Raw genomic sequence first — 25912 nt, forward strand, 5'->3', positions numbered from 1 at the left:
GTTCCCGCCAGGACCAGTGACCTCGTCAGAAGCGCGGCGCCGAGAAGGCAGGCAGGGGGAAAAGCGTGGCAGCCCGGATGGTTCTCAGCCCCTCCCGCGGCGATGCGCCGTGCTACCCGGCGATCCGACCGGGGGAGATGTTGTCGCTGCTGTCGGCGAGGGCCAGGCGCGCCCGGAGGCTTTTGCCTACCGTTTCGCGGCGGACCTCGAAGCTCTGGCAGACCATGAGGACGAGTTCGAGGCCGTGCTGGCCGATGCGGGTGGGGTCGGCGTCCGAGGCCACCGGGAGGACCGCGCCGGAGTCCCACATCACGATGCTCAGCGTGGTGCCGTCGGTTTCCAGGTCCACCAGGCACGGCCCCGGCGCGTACTTGCAGACGTTCGTGGCCAGCTCACTGGCCACCAGCCGCGCCGCATCCATCGCCCTCGCGGACACCGCCCAGCCGCGGACGGTCTGCGCACCCGTGAGGAACTCCCGCACGAAGTCCCGGACCTTGGCGATATCACCCGAGACCATCTCGTACGAGGCGCTGCCCCGCATCACACCGGTGTCGCTCACATGTGCCTCTCCTCGGCCGGCACAGTCGCCACCCGGTACTTCATGATTTCCCCCGGTCGCCTACCACGCGATCCGTTGCTGTCCGGGTCCGCGCCGTCTGCTCGTACCCGGAACGCATACTTTCAGACCCCACACGGCTACGACCGCGGCAGCGGCTGCTGCTCCGGCCGGGTCAGGCGGCGCCGAGGGCATCCTGGACGGTCGGGTGGATACGCAGGACCATGTCGGCTCCCACCACGCTGAACAGCCGGGCCACGGTGAAGGACGGGGCAGCGATACGAAGATCGGCATGCTGGTGGGTGGCCAGCAGCATGCCGAGGAAGGAGGAGTCGACGAACGTGATGTCGGCGGCGTCCAGGACAACCCCGCCGTGCGCGGCGACCGCCGCATCGATCTGCGCCTTCAGGAGCGGCAGCGAATCGAGGTCGAACTCGCCGCGAGGGGCGATCACCGGCAGCGTCCGGGATCTGGGACCTGGGGAGTCAGGGGTAGCCATCGCATGATTATCGCAGCGCTGACTGCCGGTGCCGGTGCCGGTGCCGGTGCCGGTGCCGACCATCCTCCCTCCGGGCACTGTCCGGTCGCCCACCCAGGTCACAAGCGCCGAAGAGAGCACGCAGGCTTGACCGGTCAGCAACGACACAGGTGAGCCGGTCACCAGAAGAATCCTGACCAGACGTCGCACGCTTTCCCGCTCCGGCTCCTCGGTTCAGGCACCGGCTCTGCGGCAAGTGGTGCAGGCCACGGTCCCCCTCCCTGGCTCTCCCTGCCTGCCGTCCTGTCCGTGGAGAGGCAGATCACCACGGCGTTCTGCCGGCCGCACCCCGCCCCGGTGGAGCGTGCCTACCGCCCGAGATTCGTGAGTGGCGTAGCGGACTAGCAGGTTCAGACTGCGGTGCCTGACGGCAGCGCGCTCCGGATGCCTTCCCCACCCCAGGGCCCCCGGCACGGACGCCAAGCCGAGGGTCTGCCCCGTCGCCCGAAGGTTCCAAGCACCAGCGGCTCTGCCGAGATGTGTCAACCACACAGTGCGGGGAACCCCACGGAGCAGGCCGGGGACGGCGACGCTCCCCAGGGGGCCGGTCCGGTCCAGGCTCCCCCGGTCCGGCTACGTGCCGGGGGAGCCGCCCCGCCGGCTACCTGAGGCGGGGCAGCGCTCCGAGTTCGCTGACCTGGCGGGCGACTTCCCGGAGCTTGGTGTTGTGGCCCTGCGAGTGGCCGCGCAGCATGTTGAAGGCTTCGTTCTCGGGGACGCGGTGTCTGGCCATGAGGATGCCCATGGCCTCGCCGATCACGTGCCGGGTGGCCACGGCCTCGGTGAGCTGGGCGTGGCTGCGGGCGCTGGAGAGGGCAACGGCGGCGTGGGAGGCGAGCACCCATCCGGCCGTCTCGCTGGTCTCGGTGAACCGGCCCGGGAGCCGCGAATAGAGGTTCAGAGCGCCGAGATTCTCGTCGTCGGTGAACAGCAGGAAGCCCATCATGCTGCCGATCCCCAACTCAGCAGCCTGCGGAGCGAAGGCGGGCCACCGCTGCTGAAGCTCGGTCATGTCGGCGATCCGGAAAACCCGCTCCCCGTCCCGGCGGCGCGCCGCGTCGAAACACGGGCCCTCCTTCAGGCGCTCCTGCAACCGGTGGCTCTCCTCGGCCATCGGCCCGGTCGCCGCCAGCGTCTGCACCTGCTCGCCGCGCAGGATGAGGATCCCGGCCGCGTCGCAGCCCTCGACCAGCTCCGTCGCGGATCCGGCGATCCGCTCCAGCGTCCCGGCCACCGAGTCCTGCTCCAGCAGCTCGTGCGCCATCGCCGCTATCCGCTGCGCGAAACGCTGCCAGTCCATACCGCATCCCCTCGCCAGCCCCGGACGGGGCTTCGAATCCTCCCCCGATCCAACCAGTGGGACACCTGCCCCGGGCCCCGCCCCTCACGCGAGCCATTTAGACCACACCGCCCACGGGCCCTCAGGTTCCGTGCGGGAGGGCCAGGTCAGGCCCCGCTGTAGGTTTCCAGCGTCGGCGCGTTCGATGGTCATGATGTCGCGTAGCTCGTGGCGGCGGCCAGCTCGGAGATGGAGCGGGTGTCACTGCGCAGCGCGTCGCGGGCCAGGCTCATCCGCCATTCGATGAGGTAGGTCAGCGGGGCGGTGCCGATCTTGGCCTTGAACGCCGCGGCGAACGCGGATCGTGACATGTGGCTGATCGCGGCGAGATCGTCGAGCGTCGGCCCACGCCCGCATGCACGGCGCGCAGGGCCGCGCCGATGCCGTCCTCGACGAGGGGCGGCAGCACGTCGAGGAGCACCGAGCCGTTCGCCTCCTCGAAGACGAAGCCGGCGTCGACGGGCGTCGGAGGGGGCACTGCTGCGATCCCACGCGCGTTGTTTCGGCAGGTTGCGCGATTGACCCCCTCAGGATCGGCGGGTTCCTGGACCTGCACGAGCCCGAGCCTACTGTTCGGCAGCCGTTCCGCAGGGCCTCAAGGGATTGGCATCGGCTTGCGCGGCAATGCCCTATGGGTCCAGGCCGGGCGGTGCGTCCGGTGTGGGACAGATGCGGCTTCCCGCGTGGTCGAAGACGTACAGCTGTCTCAGGTCGACCAGAAGCGACACCCGGGCTCCGACCTGCGCGCGCTCCCGCGGGCCGGTTCGGAGCACCAGGTCGCTGGCTACCGTCGTGCGGCGCTCGTGCACAACGGTCGGTTTGCCGGAACCGGCCCCCTCTCCACGCGACACGGCCGCCCGTCCGTGGAGCAGAGCTGTCAGCCAGTGGGCCGTCCGGCCCGCTCCGCGCCTCCGCGACCTGGTCGACGAACGCCTGTCGGGGGCGAAGCGGGAGGCTTCCAAGTCCGGCACGAGCGCCGGGCGGGAACCGGTGTTCAGGTGCACGAACGCTTCGTGCCCCTGGTATTCGACGTGCTCCACTATGCCCGTCAGTGCCGCCTCGGACGGCCGCGCCTGGCTGCGCGGTGCCATGCGGACAGCCTCGGAGCGCAGCCCCAGGATGACCCGGCGTCCTTGCTGGATACGCAGGAGTTGGTGGTCGACGCTCAACGGTTCGGGGAACACGAGGCGTTGCCGTCCGAGTTCCAGCGTCATCGGGCCGTCCAGGGGTGCGAGGACGACGCCCTCGAGGAGATTGATCCGCGGGGTGCCGACGAACGCTGCGACGAAGACGTTGGCCGGTCTCGCGTACAGGTCGCGCGGTGAGCTCACCTGTTGCAGAACCCCGTCGCGCATCACCGCCACCCGGTCGCCCAGAGACATCGCCTCCGCCTGGTCGTGCGTCACGTACACGGTGGTGACCCCCAGGTCCTGGGTGAGGCGTGCGATCTCGGCCCGCAGCTGGCCACGCAGCTTGGCGTCCAGGCTCGACAGCGGCTCGTCCATGAGGAAGACGGAGGGCCGGCGGGAGATCGCCCGGCCCATGGCCACACGCTGGCGTTCCCCTCCCGACAGCTGTCCGGGGCGCCGGTCGAGCAGGTCCTCGATGGCGAGCATGTGCGCGGTCGCCGTCACGGCCGGGTCCGGGTCGACCCGCGGGTCCTGCAGGCGGAGAGGAAACCCGATGTTCTCACGGGCCGTCATCGACGGGTACAGCGCGAAGTTCTGGAAGACCATGGCCATGTCGCGCTCGCTGGACGTCATGTGGTTGGCGAGGTCGCCCGCCAGGAACAGTTCGCCGTCGGTGATGTCCTCGAGCCCGGCGATCAGCCGCAGAACGGTGGACTTACCGCACCCCGACGGACCGAGCAGGACGAGGAACTCGCCCCGGGCGACCGTGATGGAAAGGTTCCGGACGGCGTGGAAGCCGCCGAACGTCTTGTTGACCTTGCGGAGCTCGATGGCTCGACTCATGCGGACCGTCCGGGCGAGGAGGAGGACGTGTGGCGTCGGGCGAACCCCCGTCATCGGGTTCATCGGACTGGGGGCCGGTCGGCGGTCGCCACAGGGGACGGCGAACGTGCGGCAGGCAGACGGGTGGTCCTTGACCGAGGGGCCCCCAAGGAAAGGCGGGCCCCTCGGTGTTCACTGCGTCCCGGTGGGGACTACTCGATGTTGATCTTGAATGTGCTGGTCCTGTTGCGGACGTTCTCCGCGTTGCCGCTCATCCGCAGGTCGCGGAAGGTGACCTCGCCCACCGCGGGGCCCTGGCCGGGCTCGGGCATCTCGTTCGCCCAGATACCGAAGCCGGACTTGGCGTCGAACTCGTCTCCGCTCTTCTTGGAGTTCGTGATGGAGATGTCGGAGAAGATCGTGTCCTTGACCGGGAACTGCGGCTGGCCTCCCACGTAGTTGGTCTGGAACATCACACCGCCGTAGGTGGAGTCCTCGATGTCGACATCGTTGACCCGGATGCCCTGGAACACCTTGGAGGCGGAGAAGGCCCAGATGGCCGGGAAGACCTGGCCGTTCCAGAAGTGGCCACCGGTGCGTTCCAGGGAGACGTTCTCGATGGTCGTGGGCTCGGTCCCGAACCCGTTCATCGGGTACCCGAAGTCCAGGGACGAGATGGTGATGCCGGAGTAGACGAGCGTGTCCGCGATACGGATGTTACGGAAGGTGTTGTTGTAGCCGCCGTAGACAGCCAGACCCGCGGCCCTCCACGTCAGCGTCGACGTCAGATTCTCGTAGACGTTGTTCTTCATGTCCGCTCCGCCGGCGTCGATCGCCGAGAACAGCGCGAAACTGTCGTCACCCGTGGCACGCGCGTCGTTGTTGACCACGTGGTTGTCCGTCGAACCGTTGGTCATGTTCAGACCGTCGGCGAACATGTTGCGGATCCGGGAGTTCTTGATGGTGATGTTGTCGGTGTTGGCGCCCCAGTAGAGGCACACCATGTGCTCGTTCCAGATGTTGTCGATCGTGATGTCGGAGACGTTGGCGAAGTCGAAGACCTTGCCCGGGCCGTCGATCCTGGAGGTGTAGTTGCCGAAGTAGGCGAACCCGGAGAACGAGGACCCCTTGGCAGTGTTGTCGGCCCGGAAGCCGATGTCCGTGTTCTCCTGCGAGGAGGGGGCGTGGAACCGGGTGAACCAGGGGCCTGCTCCGACCACCTTCACGGCCTTGCCGTAGACCTGGAACTTGCTGGACGTCTCGTAGTTCCCGGCGGGCAGGTAGACCCCGGCCAGCTTGCCGGTGCTGTCCATGCGCACCTTGTCGAGGGCGTTCTGCACGTCTTGGTGCGAGAAACCGGCCGGTACGGTGTACGCCGCCGGGTCGGGGTTGGCCGCGGCGGTCGCCAGTTCGGTGTTGATGAAGTCGATGGCGTAGTTCGCGCTGTTGCCCGCGTCCTTCTGGAGGCGGATCTTGGAGCCCGCCGGGACCGTCCTGCCGAGCTGGAGGTTCGCCTCGTCGTAGATGTGCCGCGGGGCGCCGGCACCCGGGGAGTTGCTCGGGGCCGCCTCGTTGCCGTACAGCCAGGCGTACTTCGGCGTGAGGTCGATCTTCTTGAGGAACTCGCCGTCCACGTAGACGTTCAGCGTGGAGTCGGGGCCGTCCGGCATCGAGAACCGGGTCACGAGGGTGTTGGTCGCGGCGCGGGTGGTCCACTCCACGTACTGACCGGTCCCGGTGAGGGTCACGGCCTTGCGGCCACTGGCCTCGCCGGCGATGTCTCCGATGGTCCGGTTCGGTCCGACGGTCTTGGCTCCGCCGCCGAGCACGCCGTCCTCCGCCTCGTACATGTCGTAGGGCATGCTCGCCCCCCGGCCGACGAAGAGCGACTGCGAGGTGGTGTTGTTGGCCCGCTTGACGGGCAGCTCGTTGGCGTCGTCGGCGATGACGGTCTTGATGGTGTACTTGCCGTCGCCCGCCGTCCACGTCCCCAGGGTGACCGGGGCGGTCGTCCGGCCGGCGGCGATGACACCGTTGTGGGAAGCGCTGAGGGTCTTGACGGTCTCGCCCTTGTCGTCCTGGATCACCAGGCTGACGTCATGGCTTCCGGACGCCGAGTCGGTCGTCCCCTGGTTCTTGATCGCGACGGAGAACTTGACCTCTTCCCCGGCAGCGGGGCTGGAGGGCGCCCAGGAGACCGGGGCCGCGAGCAGGTCGGAGCTGTCCACCGGCTTGACGACGAGGGCCGCGGGGCGGGTGAAGACGTTGTTCCCCTCGTCCTGTTCGACGACCTTGTTCGCGGGGTCGACCACGGCTGCCACCGGGTAGCTTCCCTCGGCCTGGGCATCGATACGCGCCGTGACGTTCTCGGACGCGCCGGGAGCGAGCGCGGGTACGTCCGCCGAACCGACCTTCTCACCGCCCAGCGTGAAGTCCAGGGTGGTGGCCGCCGCTTCCTTGCTGCCGCTGTTGGCGACCGCGGCCGTGAGGGTGATCGGGTCGGACTCGACCGGGGCGGCCGGCGCGTGCGTGATGCCCGTGACCCGCAGGTCCGGGTTGGCGGCCGGCGTGCCGATCACCTGGACCTCGGACACCTGGGCCCCGGGGGCACCGGTGTTCTTGGTGAACTTGAGCTGTACGTCGGCGGCGGCCCCCGAGACGGGGATGGTCACGGTGTTGCCGTCGGCGGGTGAGAACGCGTAGTCCTTCGCCGCGGCGAGGTTCGTGAACCCCGTCGCGCCCTGGCCGCGTCCGAGCACCTGGATGTTCTGCGTGCGGGGCGACCAGGCGGCGTCGGGGTTGAGCTTGACGACGACCTGGCTGAGGTCGGCCTCGGAGCCCAGCTTCGTCGTCAGCGTCGTCGGGTAGGAGCCACCTCCGCCCTCCCAGTAGGTGCTGGTGAGACCGTCGTTGGCGTTCTTCGCGACGTAGGTGTCGTGGCTCGACGACGCCTCAATGGGCTTGCCCTGGGCGAGGTCTGCGCCGCCGCCGGAACCCCGGCGCGTGACGCTGTTGCTCGGCGCCGACGCGTTTCCGGCCGCATCCTTCGCCCGTACGTGGTAGGTGACGGTGGAAGAGGCGGACGGGCGGTGGCCGAACGCTGTGACGTTGCCCGCGACGGAATCGACGCGCTCGTCGTTCGCGTAGATGTCGTAGGCGGTGACGCCGACGTTGTCGTCGGACGCCTGCCAGGTGAGCTGCACCTCGCCGCCGGACTGCCGGAAGGCGAGGTTCCCCGGGGCGGTGGGTGCCTGGGTGTCGCCGCCAGCTCCCTTGCGGGTGACGCTGTTGCTGTTGGAGGAGGTGTTGCCCGCCGCGTCCTTGGCGCGGACGAAGTACGTCACGTCCGCGCCGCCGGGCTGGGTGTCGGTGTACGTCAGGGCGCTCGCGGGGAGGGTCGCGCGCAGCTGACCGTTGGCGTAGACGTCGTAGCCGGTGACGGCCGTGTCGTCGGTCGCCGCCTTCCAGGACAGCTTGATCTGCCCGTCGCCCGGCTCGGTGTAGGCCAGGCCCGAGGGGGCGGTGGGCGGCTGGGTGTCGCCGGCGGCGGGGCCGTAGACCTCCAGCTCGGAAAGCTGACCGGCAGGCCAGCCGGTGTTGGCGGTGATCAGCACACGCACGTACCGCGTCGTGGTGGCATCGAAACTGATGCTAGCCGCCTGGTCGTTGCCGCCGTTGAACGCGTACGCCTTGGACTGCGTGAGGTCCGTGAAGCTCTGGTTGTCGGTCGACCCCTGGATCTTGAGGGTCTGGCTCCGCTCGGGCCACCCACCGGGCAGGCGCAGCGTCACCTGGTTGACCTTGACGGAGGAGCCCAGGTCCACCTGCACCCACTGGGGAAGGGCGTTGTTCTTGCTCTCCCAGTAGGTGTTGCGGTTGCCGTCACCGACGTTGCCCGCGCCGTACACGTCCGCGTGTCCGCTGGCGCTGAAGGTCTTGCCCTGTGCGAGGTTGGGGGTGGCTGCCGTGGTGGTGAGCACCTGCAGCTCGGCCAACTGCGCCGTTTCGGCTGCGCTGTTGGTGCTGAAGTCGGCGCGGACGTACCGGGCAAGGGTCGCGGGGACGGCGACCTTCACCGTGTTGCCGTTCCCGGGGCTGAAGACGTACTGCGCGGACGGCTTGAGCGTGGCGAAGCTCTTGCCGTCGGCGCTGACCTGGAGCGCGAACGTCTGCTTGCGGGTCTCCCACTGGGCGGGCAGCCGCATCACGACTTCCCGTACACGCTTGGCCTGCCCGAGGTCGGTCTGCACCCACTGGGCCGACTTCTTGGCGGCCTGCCAGTAGGTGTCGGCGTCACCGTCGCTGATATTGGCGGCCACGTGGTCACCCTTGGCACTGCCGGCCTTGGCCGGGGCGTCGGCGGCGGCGTTCGGGCCGCCGGCCGCCTGGGCTCCGAGCGTGGGCAGCCCTAGGACCATGACGGTGGACGCGAGCGCGGCGGCGGCGGTCCGCCACTTCCAGCGACTCGCTTGGGATGGGGGCATGCGGGGGTTCCTCCCTGCGAAGGCTCGCATGCCGGTGCGGCACACGAGAGCGGCTCGTTTCGGGGGCAGAACGGTGGCGCTTCCCTGTCGGCGGAAGCAGCGGCTGCGTCGCGCCGCTGACCCTGCGGACGTGCACGATGCACGCCACCGAGGCCATGCTCAGCTTCTTGCAGTGAACGCTCGTAATATTGCAGAGCGTTCGCCCCGCGTCCATGGGCGTGACGGCAACATTTCGAGAAGAAGTCCGTGCGCCGACTGGCCGGTCAACTTCGGCCGAGCCAGAGAACGCCAGAAGCAGGCGAATCTTTGGCCCGTCAAGGCCGAGAAGCACCATCGGAGAGAAGTGTTTTTACGTATGTTCCGTCAGATATTTCTGACTACAGCATGACTGTTGCGCATCGATGGTCGCTTCCACCGTCGGTGGCCACCGCTGCGACGCGGTGGAGCGGGGGCTCCGAGCAGGCGCCCGTACGCCAGGCCCTCGCGGCACCACCTCGTGATGGCCGTCCGTCGCTCGGCGCTCCCCTCCCCCGCGACCGGGTCGATCGAGGCCAGCGCGTTGGCCTCCGGGGCGCGAGCCACGCGCACCCCGATGGCTTCCCGGTCCGCGTCGTTCATGTGCTCCCTCTCGGCTCGTCACGGCCTCTTCGGCAGCCGCGGCCGGCACCGCGTGGACGTCGGCGATGCGCCGGGCCCCTCCACATGGCCGTAGCCGGAGCGGCTGCCCCGGCTACGGCCGCTTTCCCCTTTCAGCGCGTCGTTCGGTCAGGCGCGCAGCCAGACCGCGGTGTCCCGCGGAAGACGGCCCTCCCCGTCGAGCGGCCCACTGCTCAGTAGACGGGCGCGGTGGTCCGGCAGCTCGACCGGCGTCCCGGAGAGGTTGACCAGGCAGATGATCCCCCCGGGGCGGGAGAAGTGCAGTACGCCTTCGGGCGCGGGCTTCCAGGTCAGGGGCCCGTCGCCGAGACCGGTTTCGGAACGCCTCAGGCTCAGGGCCTCGCGGTAGAGCGTCAGCATGGAGCCGGGTTCCTCGGCCTGGCGGTCGGCCGCGTAGTCGGACCAGTCCCCCGGCTGCGGCAGCCAGGGTTCCGTGTCCCCTCCGAAGCCGTAGTTGGGCTCGTCGGCCGCCCAGGGCATCGGCGCCCGGCATCCGTCACGGCCCGGGTCGGTGCCGCCGGAGCGGAAGTGCATGGGGTCCTGGATGCGGTCGCGCGGGATGTCCGCCTCCGGCAGCCCCAGTTCCTCGCCCTGGTAGAGGTAGACCGATCCGGGCAGCGCGAGGGTGAGCAGGGCGGCCGCGCGGGCCCGTCGGGTTCCGAGGTCGAGGTCGCTCGGCGTGCCGAAGGCTTTGGTGGCGAAGTCGAAACCGGTGTCCTCGCGTCCGTAGCGGGTCACGGTCCGGGTGACGTCGTGGTTGCACAGGACCCAGGTGGCCGGAGCGCCCACGGGTTCGTGCTCGGCCAGGGTGTCGTCGATGGCGCGCTGGAGGCAGGCGGCGTCCCACCGGCAGGCCAGGAAGTTGAAGTTGAACGCGGTGTGCAGTTCGTCGGGGCGGAGGTAGCGCGCGAAGCGTTCCGCGTCGGGCAGCCAGACTTCGCCGACGAAGACGCCGTCGTACTCGTCCGCGATCGTTCGCCACGAGCGGTAGATGTCGTGCAGCTCGTCCTGGTCGACGTACGGGTGGGGGTCGATCCCCTTCACGAAGTCGGGCAGATCCGGGGCCTTGGCCAGCAGTGCCGCGGAGTCGATGCGTACGCCCGCGACGCCTCGCTCGAACCAGAAGCGCAGGATCTCCTCGTGTTCTCGGCGGACTTCCGGGTGCGCCCAGTTGAGGTCGGGCTGCTCGGGGGTGAAGAGGTGCAGGTACCACTCGCCGTCGGGAACCCGGGTCCAGGTGGTACCCGCGAACTCCGACGGCCAGGCGTTGGGCGGCAGTTCGCCGTCCACTCCGCGGCCGGGCCGGAAATGGAAGAGTTCGCGTTCGGGACTGCCAGGGCCGGCCGCGAGCGCGGCCTGGAACCAGCGGTGCTGGTCGGACACGTGGTTGGGCACGATGTCGACAATGGTGCGCAGACCGAGTTCCCGGGCCTCGGCGATGAGCTTCTCCGCCTCGCCCAGGGTTCCGAAGGCGGGGTCGATCGTGCGGTAGTCGGCGACGTCGTAGCCGCCGTCGACCAGCGGGGACACGTACCACGGGGTGAACCAGACGGCGTCGACGCCCAGCTGGACGAGATAGGGCAGTTTCGCCCGGACGCCCGCCAGATCCCCGGTCCCGTCGCCGTTGCCGTCGGCGAAACTACGCGGATATATCTGGTAGATGACGGCGTCGCGCCACCAGTCGTCGGAGCGGAGCGGAAGGGGAGCTGCCACGGTGTGTCCTTTCGGGCAGGTCGGTCTTCGCCGCCGGCACGGATAGCGGGGCGTCGGACGTACCGGCGGCGAAGGTCTGGGGGAGGCGGATGAACGGATGCGCTCAGGGGGTCGCCCTCGGCCCGCTCAGCCCTTGAGACCGCCTGCGGTGAGGCCGGCCATGATGTTGCGCTGGAAGATCAGGAAGATCAGCAGCGTGGGGATCGAGGCGATGGTGAGCGCCGCGATGAGGACGTTGGCGGGGACACCGTTGGACAGGGAGTAGATGCCGACGTTGAGGGTCTGCATCGCCGGGTCGGGGAGGGTGAGCATCGGCCAGAGGAAGTCCTTCCAGACTCCGACGATCGCGAAGATGGAGACCACTCCGAGAATCGGCCGGGAGATCGGCAGGACGATCGACCGGAGGGTCCGCATCGGGCCCGCCCCGTCCATGGAGGCAGCGTCCAGGAGCTCCCTGGGAATCGAGTCGAAGAACCGCTTCAGCAGGAAGATGTTGAACGCATTGGTCACCGACGGCAGCCAGATCGCCCACGGCGTGTTCAGCAGGTTGCGCTCCACGATCGGGACGTCGAGGACCGTGAGGTACTGCGGCACGACGAGGACCGTCGCCGGAATCATCAGCGTCGCCAGCATCATGCCGAGGATCGCCTTGCCGAAGATCGGGCGGAGCTTGGAGAGCGAGTACGCGGCCGCTACGTCGAAGATCAGCTGGAAGGCCAGGGCGCCGAACGCGTAGTACAGGGTGTTGAACAGCAGCTTGGCCAGGTCCATGACCTCCCAGGCCCGACTGTAGTTGTCGGCCTCGAAGGAGCCGGGGATCAGGGTCGGAGGCGTCTGGATGACCTCCTGGGCGCTCTTGAAGCCGCTGCTGACCAGCCAGTACAGCGGTCCGAGGAACACCAGGGTGAAGCCTCCGACGACCACGGCGAAGGCGATCCAGTAGATCAGTCTGCCGCGCGGGCGGGCGAGTTGCGCTGGCGAGATGAGCGTGCGTGTGGACATGTCGGGTCTCCGGCTCCTACTCGTTCTCGGCGCGGCTGAGCTTGACGTACGCCGCCGAGAATCCGGCCAGCAGTACGAGCAGGAGCAGGCCGAGAGCGGCCGCGGCACCGTAGTTGTTGAAGTTGAAGGCGTATTGGTAGATCAGGTAGACGACCGTCGTGGTGGAACCCTCCGGCCCGGCGCCGCCCGTCAGCAGGAAAGGTTCGACGAAGACCTGCATGGTGGAGATGATCTGCATGAGCAGCATGAGGGAGAGGATGAGGCGGGTCTGCGGGATGGTGACGTGCCAGATCTTGCGCAGCAGCCCTGCCCCGTCCAGCTCCGCCGCCTCGTACAGCTCGCCGGGGATGCCCTGGAGTGCGGCCAGGTAGATCAGCGCGGCACCGCCCATGTTCATCCAGGTGGAGGCCACGACGACCGACAGCATGGACGTGTCGGGATCCTGCAACCACTGTTGCTCCGGCAGGCCGAAGAACCCGATGAGTTCGTTGAGCAGTCCGTAGCCCGGGTCGTACAGGTACTTGAACAGCAGCACCGACGCGACCGGCGGCAGCATCACGGGGAGGTAGACGAGGAGCCGCAGGTATCCCTTGCCGTGCCGGAACTCGTTGATCACCAGGGCGACGACGAACGGCACGAGGAAGCCGAAGACGAGGGCGAGGACGGTGAAGAGCAGCGTGTTCCGCCACGCCTGCCAGAACACGGGGTCGTTGACCACGGTCCTCAGGTTGTCCAGCCCGACCCAGGAGACCTGGCCGTTGTCGGTCTTCTGGAACGCCAGGAAGAACTCGCGGATCATCGGGTACCAGGAGAACAGGGCGAAGCAGATCAGCGCGCCGATGAGGAATCCATGGGCGGTGAGATTGCGGCGCAGGCTCTTGGCGAAGCTGCTGCGCGGCGGTACCGAACCCGCCGGACGGGACGGGATACGACGGACGGGGGCCGCCTTGCTCGGGCTCAGGCCGGGGGCCGACATCGATGCTCCTTGGTACGGGCTGCTGGTGCCTGCCCGCTCGCGACGCTTCGCCGGAGCGGGTCTGTGCAGGGGGCCGGTTCCCCCCGGCGGGGACGGGCGTGCCGTCCCCGCCCGGCGACGGTCACTGTGTGGCGAGGACCTGGTTGACCTGCTTCTCGGCGGTGTCGAGGAGCTTGTCGATGTCGGCGTCCTTGTTGGTCAGGATGCTCGACATGACGGTGTCGAGGACCTTGTAGACCTCCTGCGCCTTCGGCGGTTCGGTCTTGCCGGCCACGGGGTTGTCCATGAAGGTCTTGAAGTTCTCGACGGGCATCGTGGCGTGCTCGATCCTGGCGGCGTCGTCCTTGGCCTTGGACTCGTTCAGCCAGAAGTTGGGCTGCGGGATACCGACGGGCAGCTTGTCCGCCTTGGTGCGGGCCCAGTCGAACTGGCCCTTGCCCACCGTGAGGTTCTTGAAGTTCAGCCAGGCGATCGCCGCCTTGATCTTGTCGGCGGAGATCCCCTTCTTGATCATGTAGCTGTTACCGCCGGCGAGGGTGTTCTTCTCACCGGGGATGGGGCCCATGCCGAAGTTCGCGTACTCGGCGCCGAGTTGCTGCACCATGTAGGCGATGTCGTCGGGCGCGGCGAGGAACATGCCGAGCTTGTCGGTGGCGATCTGCTTCTGCAGGTCGCCCCACTGGAGCAGCTGGGTCTTGCCCATGCTGTCGTCCTGCCAGCGCATGTCGTGCATGTTTTGCGCGACCTGCCGGCCGGTCTCGTTGTTGAAGGCCGCCTTCTTGCCGCTGGCGTCCACGACATCGCCGCCGAGGCTGTACATCTGCGCGGTGAAGTGCCAGCCGCCGGTGTTTCCGGCGCTGTACTCACCGAAGCCGGCGATGCCGTCGCCGAGGTCGGAAATCTTCTTGGCCGCCGTACGGAGGTCCGCCCAGGTACGCGGCGGGGCGTCGGCGTCGAGCCCGGCCTGCTTGAAGAGCTTCCGGTTGACCAGCAGGCCCATGGTGTAGTTGCTGGTGGGCAGGCCGTAGAGCTTGTCCTCGTGCTTCAGCGAGTTCAGGACGCTCGGGTCGATGTCCTTCAGGGCCGGCACGGAGGTGTCGTGGACGTACGCGGTGATGTCCTCGGCGCCGTCGTTGTCGAGAACCTGGGGCAGGTCGGTGAAGTACGTGTAGAAGACGTCCGGCTGCGACTTGGCCTTCAGCATGGCCGTGAAGCGCGGCGGCTCCAGACACTGGCCCGGGGTGGAACGGCCCTCGATGGTGACGTTGGGGTACGTCTTGTTGAACTCCTTGACGTCCTCCTTCCACTCCTTGAGCTCCGCCGCCTTCGCCGTCGACGGCATGCAGTCGATGGTGAGCGTGACCTTCGTCTTCGGGTCGAGCGGGGCCGCGGGGTCCGAGGAACCGCTGGAGTTTGATCCGGTGTCGTCGTCGCTGCCGCTGCTGCTCGTACCGCAAGCGGCCAGGGCGGTCAGCGCGAACGCGGAAACGAGAGTCATGGCGCCGACACTGCGGGCACGACGCAACTGAGCACTTCTCATGGGTGGACCCCTTCGGGCATGTACGAGGAAGGCGCCCCACCGCCGATGCGTAGTGGGGCGCCGCTCACTCAACCACCGCGAACAGATGAACGCAATATCTCTTTCTAATTTCGTAATTGATTGACATCTCGGCGGGAAGTGCGGACAAGTGACTGCCTGGCCGCCGAGGTCCGGACCTTACGCTCCGACGCCCTGAGTGCCCCTCGGGGCGGCCATGACGGCCCGCAGGTCAACCGCCTGGGACGTGGAGGCGCGCACGACGAGTTCGGGCTCGAAGAGGAGCTCCGCATGAGGTACGGGGCTGCCCTGGATCTGGGCCGCCAGGAGGTCCACCGCGGCACGTCCCATGGCCTCGATCGGCTGACGCACCGTGGTCAACGGAGGCTCGGTGCAGGTCATGAACGCCGAGTCGTCGTACCCCACCACCGAGACGTCGTCGGGCACCCTCAGTCCGCGGCGGCGCACCGCCCGCACAGCTCCCAGAGCCAACGGGTCGCTGGCGCACACTATGCCCGTCACCCCCCGGTCGAGCAGGCGCGACGCCGCCGCCTGCCCGCCCTCCAGGGAGAAGATCGAACGCTCCACGAATTCGTCCGCCAGAAGCCCGCCGGCGATCCGCCGCGCGGCTTCGAGACGGCGCCTCGACGGGATGTGATCCGCCGGCCCGAGCACCAGGCCGATCCGCTCGTGACCCAGCGACACCAAGTGCCGCCACGCCTGCTCCACCGCGACCGCGTCATCACAGGCGACGCAAGGAAAGTCGAGACCGGCGATCGCGGCGTTCACCAGCACCACGGGGATCTTGCGCTCCGCGAGGAGCCGATAGTGCTCGTGCGGGGCTTCCGCCTGGGCGAAGAACCCTCCGGCGAAGACCACGCCCGAGACCTGCTGCTGCAACAGCAGGTCCACGTAGTCCGCCTCGGAGACCCCACCCTTGGTCTGGGTGCACAGCACCGGCGTAAGTCCCTGCTGCGCCAGCGAGCCCCCGATCACCTCGGCGAAAGCCGGAAAGATCGGGTTCTGCAGCTCAGGAAGGACGAGCCCCACCAGCCGGGCACGCTCCCCTCTCAGCTGGGTCGGCCGCTCGTAACCCAGCACATCCAGAGCGGTCAGAACGGATTGCCGGGTCGAGTCGGAGACACCGGGCTTGCCGTTGAGCACCCGGCTGACCGTGGCTTCGCTGACCCCAACCTTCTTCGCTACTTGAGCAAGTCGTCGCGTCATACACGCAACTCTATCGCAAACTCTGCAAGTCCTTTCGCCCCCGTGAGCAGTCGAGTACGTGCTGCTCGACCGCCTCCCCAGGGTGTCTCTGTACGGCCTTCGGCGCGCTCCTGCGCACCCGCGAAGGGGGTGACCGGGCGAGCCGGCCACCCCCGCGGGTACTGCTGGTCAGCCGCGCGCCCCCTTCCGCTGGGCCGAGTCCGCGCCCCCGTTGATGATGAACTGAGAACCGGGCTCGATCAGAATGTCGCCCTCGGCGGAGTCGGTGATGGTCACGTCGGTCAGGTTCGCACTGCCGCGCGCCCCGCCCATGGCCAGGATTCCGGACCCGTTGACCGACTTGTCGATGGTCACGTTCTCGATCGCGACGTTGGGCATCGAGCCGCCGCCGGTCTTGAACTGGATGCCGTCGTAGGTCGAGTCATGGATGTCGGTGTCACGGATGGTGACTCCGGGGATGTCCGGCCCCTGTGCGAACAGGGTGATCGCACCGAACTCCTGGTCCTCGTTCCAGAACGCGCCACCGGTGCGGTACAGGCCGTTGTTCGCGATGAGCGTCTTGCCCGAGAAGGGCAGCGGGTCGTGGTCCGTGGCCAGCATGATCCCCGGGTAGTTCATGGTGTCGGAGATCAGGTTGTTCTCGATCGTGTTGCCATAGCCGCCGTAGACCGCGATGCCGTTCGCCCGCCAGGGCAGCTGGATCGTGTTGTTCCGGAAGTGGTTGTCGTGGCCGATGTCGACCGAGGTGTCCTTGACGTACTTGCTGGCCCAGACGGCCAGCGCGTCGTCGCCGGTGTTACGGAAGGAGGAGTTGGTCACGGTCGAGTTGCGGGTGCCGTTGGCGAAGTTGACTCCGTCGGCGTAGGTGTTGCGGATCCGCACCCCGTCGAACACGACGCCGTCACCGGGGCCCCACAGCTCGGGGATGTTCGAGTAGTCGCGCCCGACCCAGGCACCGACGTTGGCGTGCTCGATCCACACGTTGGTGATCTTGGTGTCCTTGCCGAAGCGGCCGTTCAGCGCGACGCCGCCCTCGTGGTTGCCGTCGCCGCCGCGGATGGTGCCGGAACCGAAGATCGCGATGTCGGAGATCTTGGTGTTGTCGTCGATGTCGAACCCGAAGTTGCCCTCGTGCGGATGGTTGATGCCACCGGCCTCATGGGGCGGGGTGAGCGAGTAGAGCTGGGAGTGCCACATGCCCGCACCGCGGATGGTGACGTCGCGGATGCCCACCTGGTTGAACTGACCGCGGTCCTGCGGGTCGTCGGTGAGGATCTTCTTCTCCTGGCGCCACTGGCCGGCCGGTATCCACACGCAGGGGATATCACCTTCCTGGTTCGCCGTGACGGCGCGCTGGATGGCGTCGGCGTCGTCGAGTCCGTCGTTGGGGACCGCCCCGTAGGTGGTGATGGAGACGCACTCGTTCGGCTTGGCCGCCGCGGGGGCGACCTGCTCCAGGTCGATCAGGTCGACGATGTAGAAGGACGCGTTGTCGTCGGCGTCGCGCTGGAGACGGAACTCGGTGCCGGCCGGGTAGGTCTCGGTGAGCAGGGCGTGCGACTCGTCGAACAGCCGCCGGGCATCGCCGCCGGGCCGGTTGGTCAGTCCCTCCGGGTCATCGGTGGAGCCGTACAGCCAGCTGTGCTTCGAGGAGAGGTTCAGCTTGCGGACGAACTCTCCGTCCGCGTAGAGGCTGAGGGTCGCCTCCCTGCCGCCGCCGTTCGCCCCGTCCGGGATCGAGTTGCGTACGACGATGGAGTTGGACGGCGTGGTGGAGGTGAACTCGACGTACTCGCCGGTCGAGTTCAGCCGGACGGACTCCCGGCCGGAGGATTCGGTGGCGAAGTTGGTGTGGCCGAAGGTGCGCTTGGCGTCCGACTTCAGCAGCGTGCCCTCGTAGCGCGCGTCCTCCGCCTCGAGCTCGGTGTACGGCACGGCCGCGCCGCGTCCCACCACCAGGGAGCGGGCGAAGGTGTTGTTGCCCTCGTTGGTCTCCTCCACCACGGAGGTGGCGTCGGCGGTGGCGGAGAGGGTCGCGCCCCCGTTGGTCGCGGTCCACTCCCCGCTGATGGCCACGGTGGCCGAGCCGCCGGCGGGAATGGCGCCGGTGGCGCCGTTCAGGGTGGTGCCGCCGACGGTCAGTCGGGTGACCGACCCGGCCGGCACCGCGGTGGTTCCGCGGTTCTGCACGGTCACGGTGAAGCTGACCTTGGCACCGGGTGCCGGGCTCGCCGGACTGGTGGCGATCCCGGTGACCGTCAGGTCCGGTCCGGGGGCTCGCTCGACGACCAGCTTTTCGGCGGCGTTGCGGCTGTTGTTGCTGTTGTCGAGTTCGGCGACGGTGTCGTCGGGGTCGACCACGGCGGACACGGTGTAGCTGCCCGCGGCCCGCTTGCCGACCTTGACCGGCACCTTCACCGAAGCGTCCGGGGCCAGAGCACTGACGGCTCCGCTGCCGGAGACCTGGCCTTCGAGGCTGACGTCCACGGTCGTTGCCGTCGCCGCGGCCGTACCGGCGTTGCGGACGGTCGCCTCGACGGTGATGTCGTCCTTCTCGGACGGAGCGTCCGAGGGCCAGGTCAGGTCGGTGACCAGCAGGTCGGAAGCCGGAGCTGCCGTGCCCACGACCTCGAACTCGGCGACCTGCCCCCCGCCCGCGCCGGTGTTGCCGAAGAACTGCAGCCGCACGTCCGCGACGCGGCCGGAGACCGGGATGACCACGGTGTTCTTGTTCCCGGAGGGGCTGAAGGCGTAGTCGGCACGCGCCTTCAGAGAGGTGAAGGAGGACTCACCCGCCTTGCGTCCGAGGACCTGGATGCTCTGGCTGCGGTTGCTCCACGCGGCGTCGGGGTTCAACTTGACGACGACACCGGTGATGTCGGCGTCCGCGCCCAGTGACGTGGTCAGCGTCGAGTTCGTGCCCCCGGCCTCCCAATAGGTGGAAGTGCTGCCGTCGTTGGCGTTCCCGGCGACGTAGTTCTGCGTGGTCGACGAGGCTTCGATCGGCTTGCGCAGAGCGAGGTTGGTGCCGGTCGGCGGCTCACCGGGGCCACCCGGGCCACCCGGGTCCGTGTCGTCCGCCTCGCCGTAGATCTCCACCTCGGAGAGCTGGGCGGCGTTCCAGCCGGTGTTGCCGGTCACCTGCACACGCAGGTAACGCGCTTCGCCGGCGACGTCGAGCGTCACCGTGTTTCCGGAGTCCGGGGAGAAGGACTTGGCCGAACCCGCCGCCAGCGACGAGAAGTTCTCGCCGTCGGTGCCGCCCTGGACGCTGACGGTCTCGTTGCGCGGCTCCCACGAGGCGGGCAGCTTCAGCACGACGTCGTCCAGCTCGGCCTTGGTGCCCAGGTCCACCTGGACCCACTGGGGAAATGCGCCGGCCGGCCCCTCCCAGTACGACGCCTGACTACCATCGGTGACATTGGTGGGCACGTACTGACCGTGTGCTCCACTGGCCGTCACCGGTTTCCCCAGCGCCAGGTTCTGCCCTTCGACGGCCGCCGCCTGAGCGGTGTGGGGCAGCAGCCCCACCGTCAGCAGCCCCCCGGTCATCAAGCCGGCGAACCATCGCCGGCCTTGTTGTCTTCCTGTCATGAGGCCCTCTTGTTTCGTACTTCTGGGCGGACCAGCGCTCGACGCGGTCTCCGCCCCCAGGCAGGGATGCGTCCCTGACCGGAAGGCGACGACGAGCCTGTTGCGGCACGGGCGCTGGGTCGCTTTGAGTGGATACAGGCTGGACATAGCGAAACGCACACCTCAACATCGATTTGTTGAGTGATTACGTTCAGCTTTTGCGAACAACAGGGCACAGGTTTCTATCACGTGACAGCTTTGTCAACGGATCTGACGACTCCGCGTCATCAACTCTCGTGTCGTGAGCGTGAACAGGCGGACCGTCAGCAGCGGCGAGGGCTCATCCCCGTGACGCGCGACCCCACCGGCCGGCATGACCTCACGCACCCGACCAGGCGTCACGACCTGCGCCTTCGTCCACGTGGAACCGAACCCGTTCTCAAGGCACGGAAGGCATGCCCGCGGTCCATGACGGCCCGGCCGACTCGTACACCCGGGGGTGGGAGGGTCGCCGCTTCCGTCTCTACCGCGACACCGTCTGTCTCCTCTCGCCGACCCCGCCGGATCAGGACCAGGCGCCCGGCGTACTGCGAGTCCGGCTTGGGGAACTCGGCGCGCCCTGGCGTACCGGAACAATGAGCGGTGGCGTCATTGCGAGGCGCCCCGAGAAGTCTTCAATCACAGCGGCGGGAAGCTCCCTCGACCTGCCGGCCGCAGCCCAAGAGGTCTTCGGTGAGTTGGACAGCGCCGGCTCGACCGAGGATGTCGCACGCCGGACCGGCGTCGGGATCGGCGCTGTGTTCCGGCACTTCCCGACCCAACAGATGCTGATCGGAGCCACGATCGGGCGGCACCTCACCCTGCCCCCGATGAGGTCGAAGTTGCAGTCAGCCATGGCTGTGGATCTTGAGCGTGAACTCGTTCCTGATGGGCTGTGGGAGATTGCGGCACCGCTGATACCAGCGTTCAAGCTCCGCCGGCAGGGGGGTGGAACGACTTCGGTGGCAGCACTCCGGTTGACGGGGCAAACCCGGCACCAAGCTCCACATCCTGACTGACGCCCAGGACCTGCCGTTGGTCACCGCCGTCACGTGCGCCAAACATGCGTCAAGATATCGCCCGTAACACACACAACGCGCATCATGCACACTCGCTAAAACAGTAGGTCAGCGGCCTTTTTCGGCAGGTTCAAGGATCGCGACGCACTCAACATGATGGGTCATCGGGAACAGATCGAACGCCCGCAACGTCCGCACCCGGTACCCGCCCTCCCGGAAGTACGCCAGGTCCCGGGCCAGGGCCGCCGGGTCGCAGGCCACGTAGGCGATCTTGCGGGCGCCCAGGCCCGACAGGTGCTTGACGACCTGCTTGCCCGCGCCCGCGCGCGGCGGGTCCAGGACGATCAGGTCGCACTCCGTGATGCCCGTGCGGGGCAGGACCTGGTCGACCTTGCCGTGTTCGATGCGGACCCGGTCCAGGTCCTTCAGGTTGTGGCGGGCGTCCTCGACCGCGCGCTTGCCGGACTCGATGCCGAGGACCGCGCCCTTCTCGCCGAGGCGCTGGCCGATGGCGCCGGCGAACAGGCCGACGCCGCAGTAGAGGTCGAGGGCCGTGTCGTTCTTGCGGGGCAGCAGACCCTGCATGACCGCGCGGACCAGGGTGTTGGCCGCCTGCGGGTGGACCTGCCAGAAGCCGCCGGAGCCGACGCGGTAGGTGCGGTCATCCGCGCGTTCGCGGACGAAGGCGCGGCCGTGGACGCGGTGGACCCCGCCGTCCTTCTCGTCGACGCGGAGCACGGAGACCGGCTTGTCCAGCTCGACCAGGGGAAGCCGGCCGCCCGGCTTCGGGGTGAGGATGACCTGGCGGTCGTTCGAGCCGGTGGCGGTGATGGCCTCCACCGCGGCGATCTGCGGCCACTCGCGCTTCTCCACGCCGAGCTCCGAGACGCCCGGCGCGGCGATCAGGCAGTGGTCGATCGGCTGGACGTCGTGCGAGCGGTGCTTGCGCAGGCCCGCGCGGCCCTCCGCGTCGACGGCGTACTGGACCCGGGTGCGCCAGGCCGGCACCTCGCCCGGCGGGAGCTTGTCGCCCTCGGCCGGCATGACCGTGCCGTCCCAGCCGGCCTCCTCGGGGGTCAGGCCCGCCAGGCGCTGGAGCTGCTCGGCGATCACCTCGCCCTTGAGGCGGCGCTGCGCACCCGGCTTGGCGTGCTGCCAGTCGCAGCCGCCGCACATGCCGGGGCCGGCGTACGGGCAGGGCGCCTCGACGCGGTCCTTGGACGGCTCGATGATCCGTACCGCGTCGGCCCGCAGGAAGCGGGAGTCCGTGTCGCCGTCCGTCACCTTGGCGATGATCTTCTCGCCGGGGAGCGTGTGGCGGACGAAGAGGACCTGGTTCTCCGCGGTGCGGGCGATGCAGTGGCCGCCGTGTGCGACGGGGCCGACCTCGACCTCGTACTCCTCCCCGACCAGCGACGACGTGGGTTCGTTCTGCATGAGAGGAGGCTCCAGGGAGGAAGGGGGTAAGCGGTCGAGCGTGCTGCCGGACAACAGCCCACCAGTCTACGTGGGCCGTCCCGGCGTGCTTACCACGAGACGGCCGCCGCCCACCTCAGCCCTTCCGGTTCGGCTCCTTGTGGCGGCGTTCCACCGGGCCCCGGCGCACCGACCCCGGAGCGTTCCAGTCCGCTCGCCTGCGCGCCCGCTTCTTCGCGGCCTCGGAGGACTGGAGCTGGTATGGGACGGAGGTCACCATGACGCCCGGAGTGAAGAGCAGCCGGCCCTTCAGGCGCAGGGCGCTCTGGTTGTGCAGCAGGTGCTCGTACCAGTGCCCGACGACGTACTCGGGGATGTAGACGCTGATCACGTCGCGCGGGCTCTGGCGGCGCAGGCCCTTGACGTACTCGATGACCGGGCGGGTCACCTCGCGGTAGGGCGAGTCGAGGATCTTGAGCGGTACGTTGATGGCGCGGCGCTCCCAGTCCTCGCGCAGCGCCTTCGTCTCGTCCGGGTCGACGCTGATGGAGAGCGCCTCCAGGTGGTCGGCGCGGATCAGTTTGGCGTAGGCGAGGGCGCGCAGCGTGGGGCGGTGGAGCTTGGAGACGAGGACGATGGCGTGGACGCGGGAGGGGCGCACGCTCTCGTCCGCGGGGGTCTCGTCGGCGGCGATCTCGGCGGCGACCCGGTCGTAGTGCTTCCGGATCGCGGTCATCGTGCCGTAGAAGATGACCATGCCGAGCAGGGCCACCCAGGCGCCGTGGGTGAACTTGGTGGCGAGGACGATCACCAGGACCACGCCGCAGAAGAAGGCGCCGAAGGCGTTGATGGCACGGGAGCGAATCATGTGGCGGCGCTTGGCCTGATCCCGTTCATCGGCCAGCAGGCGGTTCCAGTGCCGCACCATGCCGGTCTGGCTGAGGGTGAAGGAGACGAACACCCCGACGATGTAGAGCTGGATCAGGTGCGTGGAGTCGGCGCCGTAGATCCAGACGAGCAGGATCGCCGCGCCCGCCAGCAGCACGATGCCGTTGGAGAAGGCGAGGCGGTCGCCGCGGGTGTGGAGCTGGCGCGGCAGGTAGCGGTCCTGGGCGAGGATCGAACCGAGCAGCGGGAAGCCGTTGTACGCGGTGTTCGCGGCGAGGAAGAGGACCAGGGCGGTGGCGGCCGCGAGGACCATGAAGAGGAAGGAGCCGTGGCCGAAGACCGCCTCGGCGACCTGGGCGATGACCGGGTCCTGGGTGAAGTCCGCGCCGACCGGGACGCCGTCGCGGATCAGGTCGATGGCGGGGTTCTCGGCCATCTTGACGTCGGTGGCCAGGGCCAGGCCGATGATGCCGCAGAACATGGTGACGGCGAGCACGCCCATCAGGGCGAGGGTGGTCGCGGCGTTCCTGCTCTTCGGCTTCCGGAACGCCGGCACGCCGTTGCTGATCGCCTCGACGCCGGTGAGGGCGGCGCAACCGGAGGAGAAGGCCCGCAGAAGAAGGAAGACGAGGGCGAATCCGGCCAGTCCTTGGTGTTCGGGTTTGATCTCGAAGTCGGAGGTGGGGGCGTGCATCGTGTCGCCGAGGACCAGTCCGCGGAAGGCGCCCCACAGGATCATCAGGAAGACGCCGGCCACGAAGAGATAGGTGGGGATGGCGAAGAGCTTCCCGGACTCCTTCACTCCGCGCAGGTTCATCAGGGTGAGCAGGACGATGGCGCCGATGGCGCAGAACGTCTTGTGCTCGATGACGAACGGGATCGCGGAGCCGAGGTTCTCGACGCCGGAGGAGATCGACACGGCGACGGTGAGGACGTAGTCGACGAGCAGGGCGCTGGCGACGGTCAGTCCGGCCTTGGGGCCGAGGTTGGTGGTCGCGACCTCGTAGTCGCCGCCGCCGCTCGGGTAGGCGCGGACGTTCTGCCGGTAGGAGGCGACGACCGTGAACATCAGGACGACGACCGCGACGGCGATCCAGGGGCTGAAGTGGTACGCCGACACCCCCGCGATGGACAGCACGAGGAGGACTTCTCCGGGTGCGTACGCCACCGAGGACAACGGGTCGGACGCGAAGACGGGGAGCGCGATGCGCTTGGGGAGGAGGGTCTCCCCGAGCTTGTCGCTGCGCAGCGCCCGGCCGATCAGGATCCGTTTGGGCAGGTCGGTCAGTTTGGACACGCTGAGGATCGTAAGCGGAGCCCGTGGCCGGAACGCACGCCCTTTCGACGTGGCCCCCCATTCTCCTGCGGTCGGAGGAGATGACCCCGCCATTCCTTAACGCGATCCTTGCACCCGTTCTCCCTGTTTTGCTTTTCCTTTACCGGAGTGCGCGACGATACGGAGACTCGGATGAGGCAGGGACTCCCCCGGCGCATAAGCTCGACTCCGGGCCGCACCGCGGGTGTGCGCCCCGTTGTGTGACCAGCAAGCTGAGAGAGAAGTGTGAGCAGCGTGTTTTCGCAGGTCAGCCGGATGACCAGGACGGCGGGGTAGGCGCACAGTGCACATCGTCATCATGGGCTGCGGGCGCGTCGGTGCCGCTCTCGCACAGACCCTGGAACAGCAGGGGCACACCGTCGCGGTGATCGACCAGGACCCCACGGCGTTCCGTCGCCTCGGGTCCGGATTCGGCGGCCGCCGGGTCACCGGCGTCGGCTTCGACCAGGACACCCTCCGCGAGGCGGGCATCGAGGACGCCGGGGCGTTCGCGGCGGTCAGCAGCGGCGACAACTCCAACATCATCGCGGCCCGGGTGGCCCGCGAGATGTTCTCCATCGAGAACGTCGCGGCGCGGATCTACGACCCCCGGCGCGCCGAGGTCTACCAGCGCCTCGGCATCCCCACCGTGGCGACGGTGCGCTGGACGGCGGACCAGATGCTGCGGCGGCTGCTGCCGTCGGGCGCGGAGCCGCTGTGGCGCGATCCGAGCGGGGGTGTGCAGCTCGCGGAGGTGCACACGACGCCGTCCTGGATCGGCCACAAGATCAGCACGCTCCAGGAGGAGACGGGGGTCCGGGTGGCCTTCCTCACCCGGTTGGGCGAGGCCATACTGCCGACCTCGCAGACCGTTCTCCAGGAGGGCGACCTGGTCCACGTGATGATGCGTACGGACGAGATCGCCAAGGTCGAAGAGGCCTTCGCCCAAGGTCCCGAGGAGGACGGTCACTGATGCGTGTGTCGATTGCCGGGGCGGGCGCGGTGGGCCGTTCCATCGCCGCCGAGCTCTTGGAGAACGGGCACGAGGTGCTGCTGATCGACAAGGCGCCGACCGCCATCTCGGTGGAGCGGGTTCCGATGGCCGAGTGGCTGCTCGCGGACGCCTGTGAGATCACCTCGCTGGACGAGGCGGCGCTGCAGCGGTGCAACGTGGTGATCGCGGCGACCGGGGACGACAAGGTCAATCTGGTCGTCTCGCTGCTCGCCAAGACCGAGTACGGCGTGCCGCGCGTGGTGGCCCGGGTGAACAACCCGAAGAACGAGTGGCTGTTCAACGAGTCGTGGGGCGTGGACGTCGCCGTATCGACGCCGCGTCTGATGTCGGCCCTGGTCGAGGAGGCGGTGAGCGTCGGCGATCTCGTCCGGCTGCTGCGCTTCAGCCACGGCGACGCCAACCTGGTGGAGCTGACCCTGCCGCCGGAGTCGGCGTTGGCCGGTACCCGGGTCGGGGATGTGGCCTGGCCCGAGGACACCTCGCTGGTGACGATCATCCGGGGCACGCGGGTGCTGACGCCGAGCACCGAGGAGTCTCTGGAGGCCGGGGACGAGCTGCTGTTCGTGGCGGCGCAGGCGCGCGAGGAGCAGTTGGAGGACCTGCTGTCGGTGCGGCGCGGTCCCGAGGACGACTGACCGCCGGAACGACGGAGGGGCCCGGAACCTG

Annotated in this window: 16 protein-coding genes and 1 pseudogene; 3 read left to right on the forward strand and 14 right to left on the reverse strand. The window is 68.5% G+C overall.

Translation table 11 applies throughout. The annotated features are described in order from the left end of the window. Nucleotides 1-112: 112 nt before the first annotated feature. From ACFWM7_RS02505 to ACFWM7_RS02560, 12 genes are all read right to left on the reverse strand, one after another. Nucleotides 113-541, reverse strand: a complete 429-nt coding sequence (locus ACFWM7_RS02505) for an ATP-binding protein (RefSeq protein ID WP_383254180.1) — start codon at nt 539-541, stop codon at nt 113-115. A 190-nt stretch (nt 542-731) separates the two neighbouring features. Further along, on the reverse strand, nt 732-1055 hold the full coding sequence (locus tag ACFWM7_RS02510) for an STAS domain-containing protein (RefSeq protein WP_383254140.1): 324 nt from the start codon (nt 1053-1055) through the stop codon (nt 732-734). A gap of 640 nt (nt 1056-1695) precedes the next feature. Further along, a complete protein-coding gene (locus tag ACFWM7_RS02515; protein WP_383254142.1) occupies nt 1696-2394 on the reverse strand; it encodes a GAF and ANTAR domain-containing protein in 699 nt (232 codons plus the stop codon). Between the two features lie 188 nt (nt 2395-2582). Next, nucleotides 2583-2744, reverse strand: a complete 162-nt coding sequence (locus tag ACFWM7_RS02520) for a helix-turn-helix domain-containing protein (protein WP_383254143.1) — start codon at nt 2742-2744, stop codon at nt 2583-2585. Between the two features lie 318 nt (nt 2745-3062). Continuing rightward, nucleotides 3063-4406 carry an ABC transporter ATP-binding protein gene (locus ACFWM7_RS02525; RefSeq protein ID WP_383254145.1) on the reverse strand — a complete coding sequence of 448 codons (1344 nt, stop codon included), beginning with the start codon at nt 4404-4406 and terminating at the stop codon, nt 3063-3065. A 191-nt stretch (nt 4407-4597) separates the two neighbouring features. After that, nucleotides 4598-8869 (reverse strand): discoidin domain-containing protein, encoded by a 4272-nt coding sequence (locus ACFWM7_RS02530; RefSeq protein ID WP_383254147.1) that lies wholly within the window; start codon nt 8867-8869, stop codon nt 4598-4600. Between the two features lie 765 nt (nt 8870-9634). Next, entirely contained in the window at nt 9635-11239 is a 1605-nt protein-coding gene (locus tag ACFWM7_RS02535) for a glycoside hydrolase family 13 protein (RefSeq protein ID WP_383254149.1), read from the reverse strand. A 126-nt stretch (nt 11240-11365) separates the two neighbouring features. Then, on the reverse strand, nt 11366-12241 hold the full coding sequence (locus tag ACFWM7_RS02540) for a carbohydrate ABC transporter permease (protein WP_383254151.1): 876 nt from the start codon (nt 12239-12241) through the stop codon (nt 11366-11368). A 16-nt stretch (nt 12242-12257) separates the two neighbouring features. Next, nucleotides 12258-13217: a carbohydrate ABC transporter permease gene (locus ACFWM7_RS02545; protein WP_383254154.1), complete on the reverse strand. Its 960-nt coding sequence runs from the start codon at nt 13215-13217 to the stop codon at nt 12258-12260. Between the two features lie 121 nt (nt 13218-13338). Further along, nucleotides 13339-14757: an extracellular solute-binding protein gene (locus tag ACFWM7_RS02550; RefSeq protein ID WP_383254157.1), complete on the reverse strand. Its 1419-nt coding sequence runs from the start codon at nt 14755-14757 to the stop codon at nt 13339-13341. A 177-nt stretch (nt 14758-14934) separates the two neighbouring features. Further along, complete coding sequence (locus ACFWM7_RS02555; RefSeq protein WP_383254159.1) at nt 14935-15981, reverse strand: LacI family DNA-binding transcriptional regulator; 1047 nt, start codon at nt 15979-15981, stop codon at nt 14935-14937. 168 nt (nt 15982-16149) lie between these two features. Beyond that, complete coding sequence (locus ACFWM7_RS02560) at nt 16150-19575, reverse strand: CARDB domain-containing protein (RefSeq protein WP_383254161.1); 3426 nt, start codon at nt 19573-19575, stop codon at nt 16150-16152. A gap of 999 nt (nt 19576-20574) precedes the next feature. Here ACFWM7_RS02560 and ACFWM7_RS02565 point away from each other — a divergent pair. Further along, nucleotides 20575-20667: pseudogene (locus tag ACFWM7_RS02565) on the forward strand (IS5/IS1182 family transposase); the annotation flags it as partial. Between the two features lie 53 nt (nt 20668-20720). Here the strand turns inward: ACFWM7_RS02565 and ACFWM7_RS02570 are convergent. Both ACFWM7_RS02570 and ACFWM7_RS02575 read right to left on the reverse strand, forming a co-directional pair. Next, nucleotides 20721-22049, reverse strand: coding sequence for a class I SAM-dependent RNA methyltransferase (locus ACFWM7_RS02570; protein WP_383254164.1), 1329 nt, complete (start codon nt 22047-22049; stop codon nt 20721-20723). A 115-nt stretch (nt 22050-22164) separates the two neighbouring features. Beyond that, nucleotides 22165-24213: an APC family permease gene (locus ACFWM7_RS02575; protein ID WP_383254168.1), complete on the reverse strand. Its 2049-nt coding sequence runs from the start codon at nt 24211-24213 to the stop codon at nt 22165-22167. Nucleotides 24214-24535: 322 nt separating this feature from the next. Here ACFWM7_RS02575 and ACFWM7_RS02580 point away from each other — a divergent pair, with 322 nt between their 5' ends. Next, nucleotides 24536-25204: a TrkA family potassium uptake protein gene (locus ACFWM7_RS02580; protein WP_164614791.1), complete on the forward strand. Its 669-nt coding sequence runs from the start codon at nt 24536-24538 to the stop codon at nt 25202-25204. Continuing rightward, nucleotides 25204-25881: a potassium channel family protein gene (locus ACFWM7_RS02585; protein ID WP_383254172.1), complete on the forward strand. Its 678-nt coding sequence runs from the start codon at nt 25204-25206 to the stop codon at nt 25879-25881. Before ACFWM7_RS02580 ends, ACFWM7_RS02585 begins: the two co-directional genes overlap by 1 nt. The last annotated feature ends 31 nt before the right edge of the window (nt 25882-25912 follow it).

Origin of the sequence: Streptomyces sp. NPDC058375 (assembly GCF_042723425.1) — a bacterium.
GTDB classification, from domain to species: domain Bacteria; phylum Actinomycetota; class Actinomycetes; order Streptomycetales; family Streptomycetaceae; genus Streptomyces; species Streptomyces durocortorensis.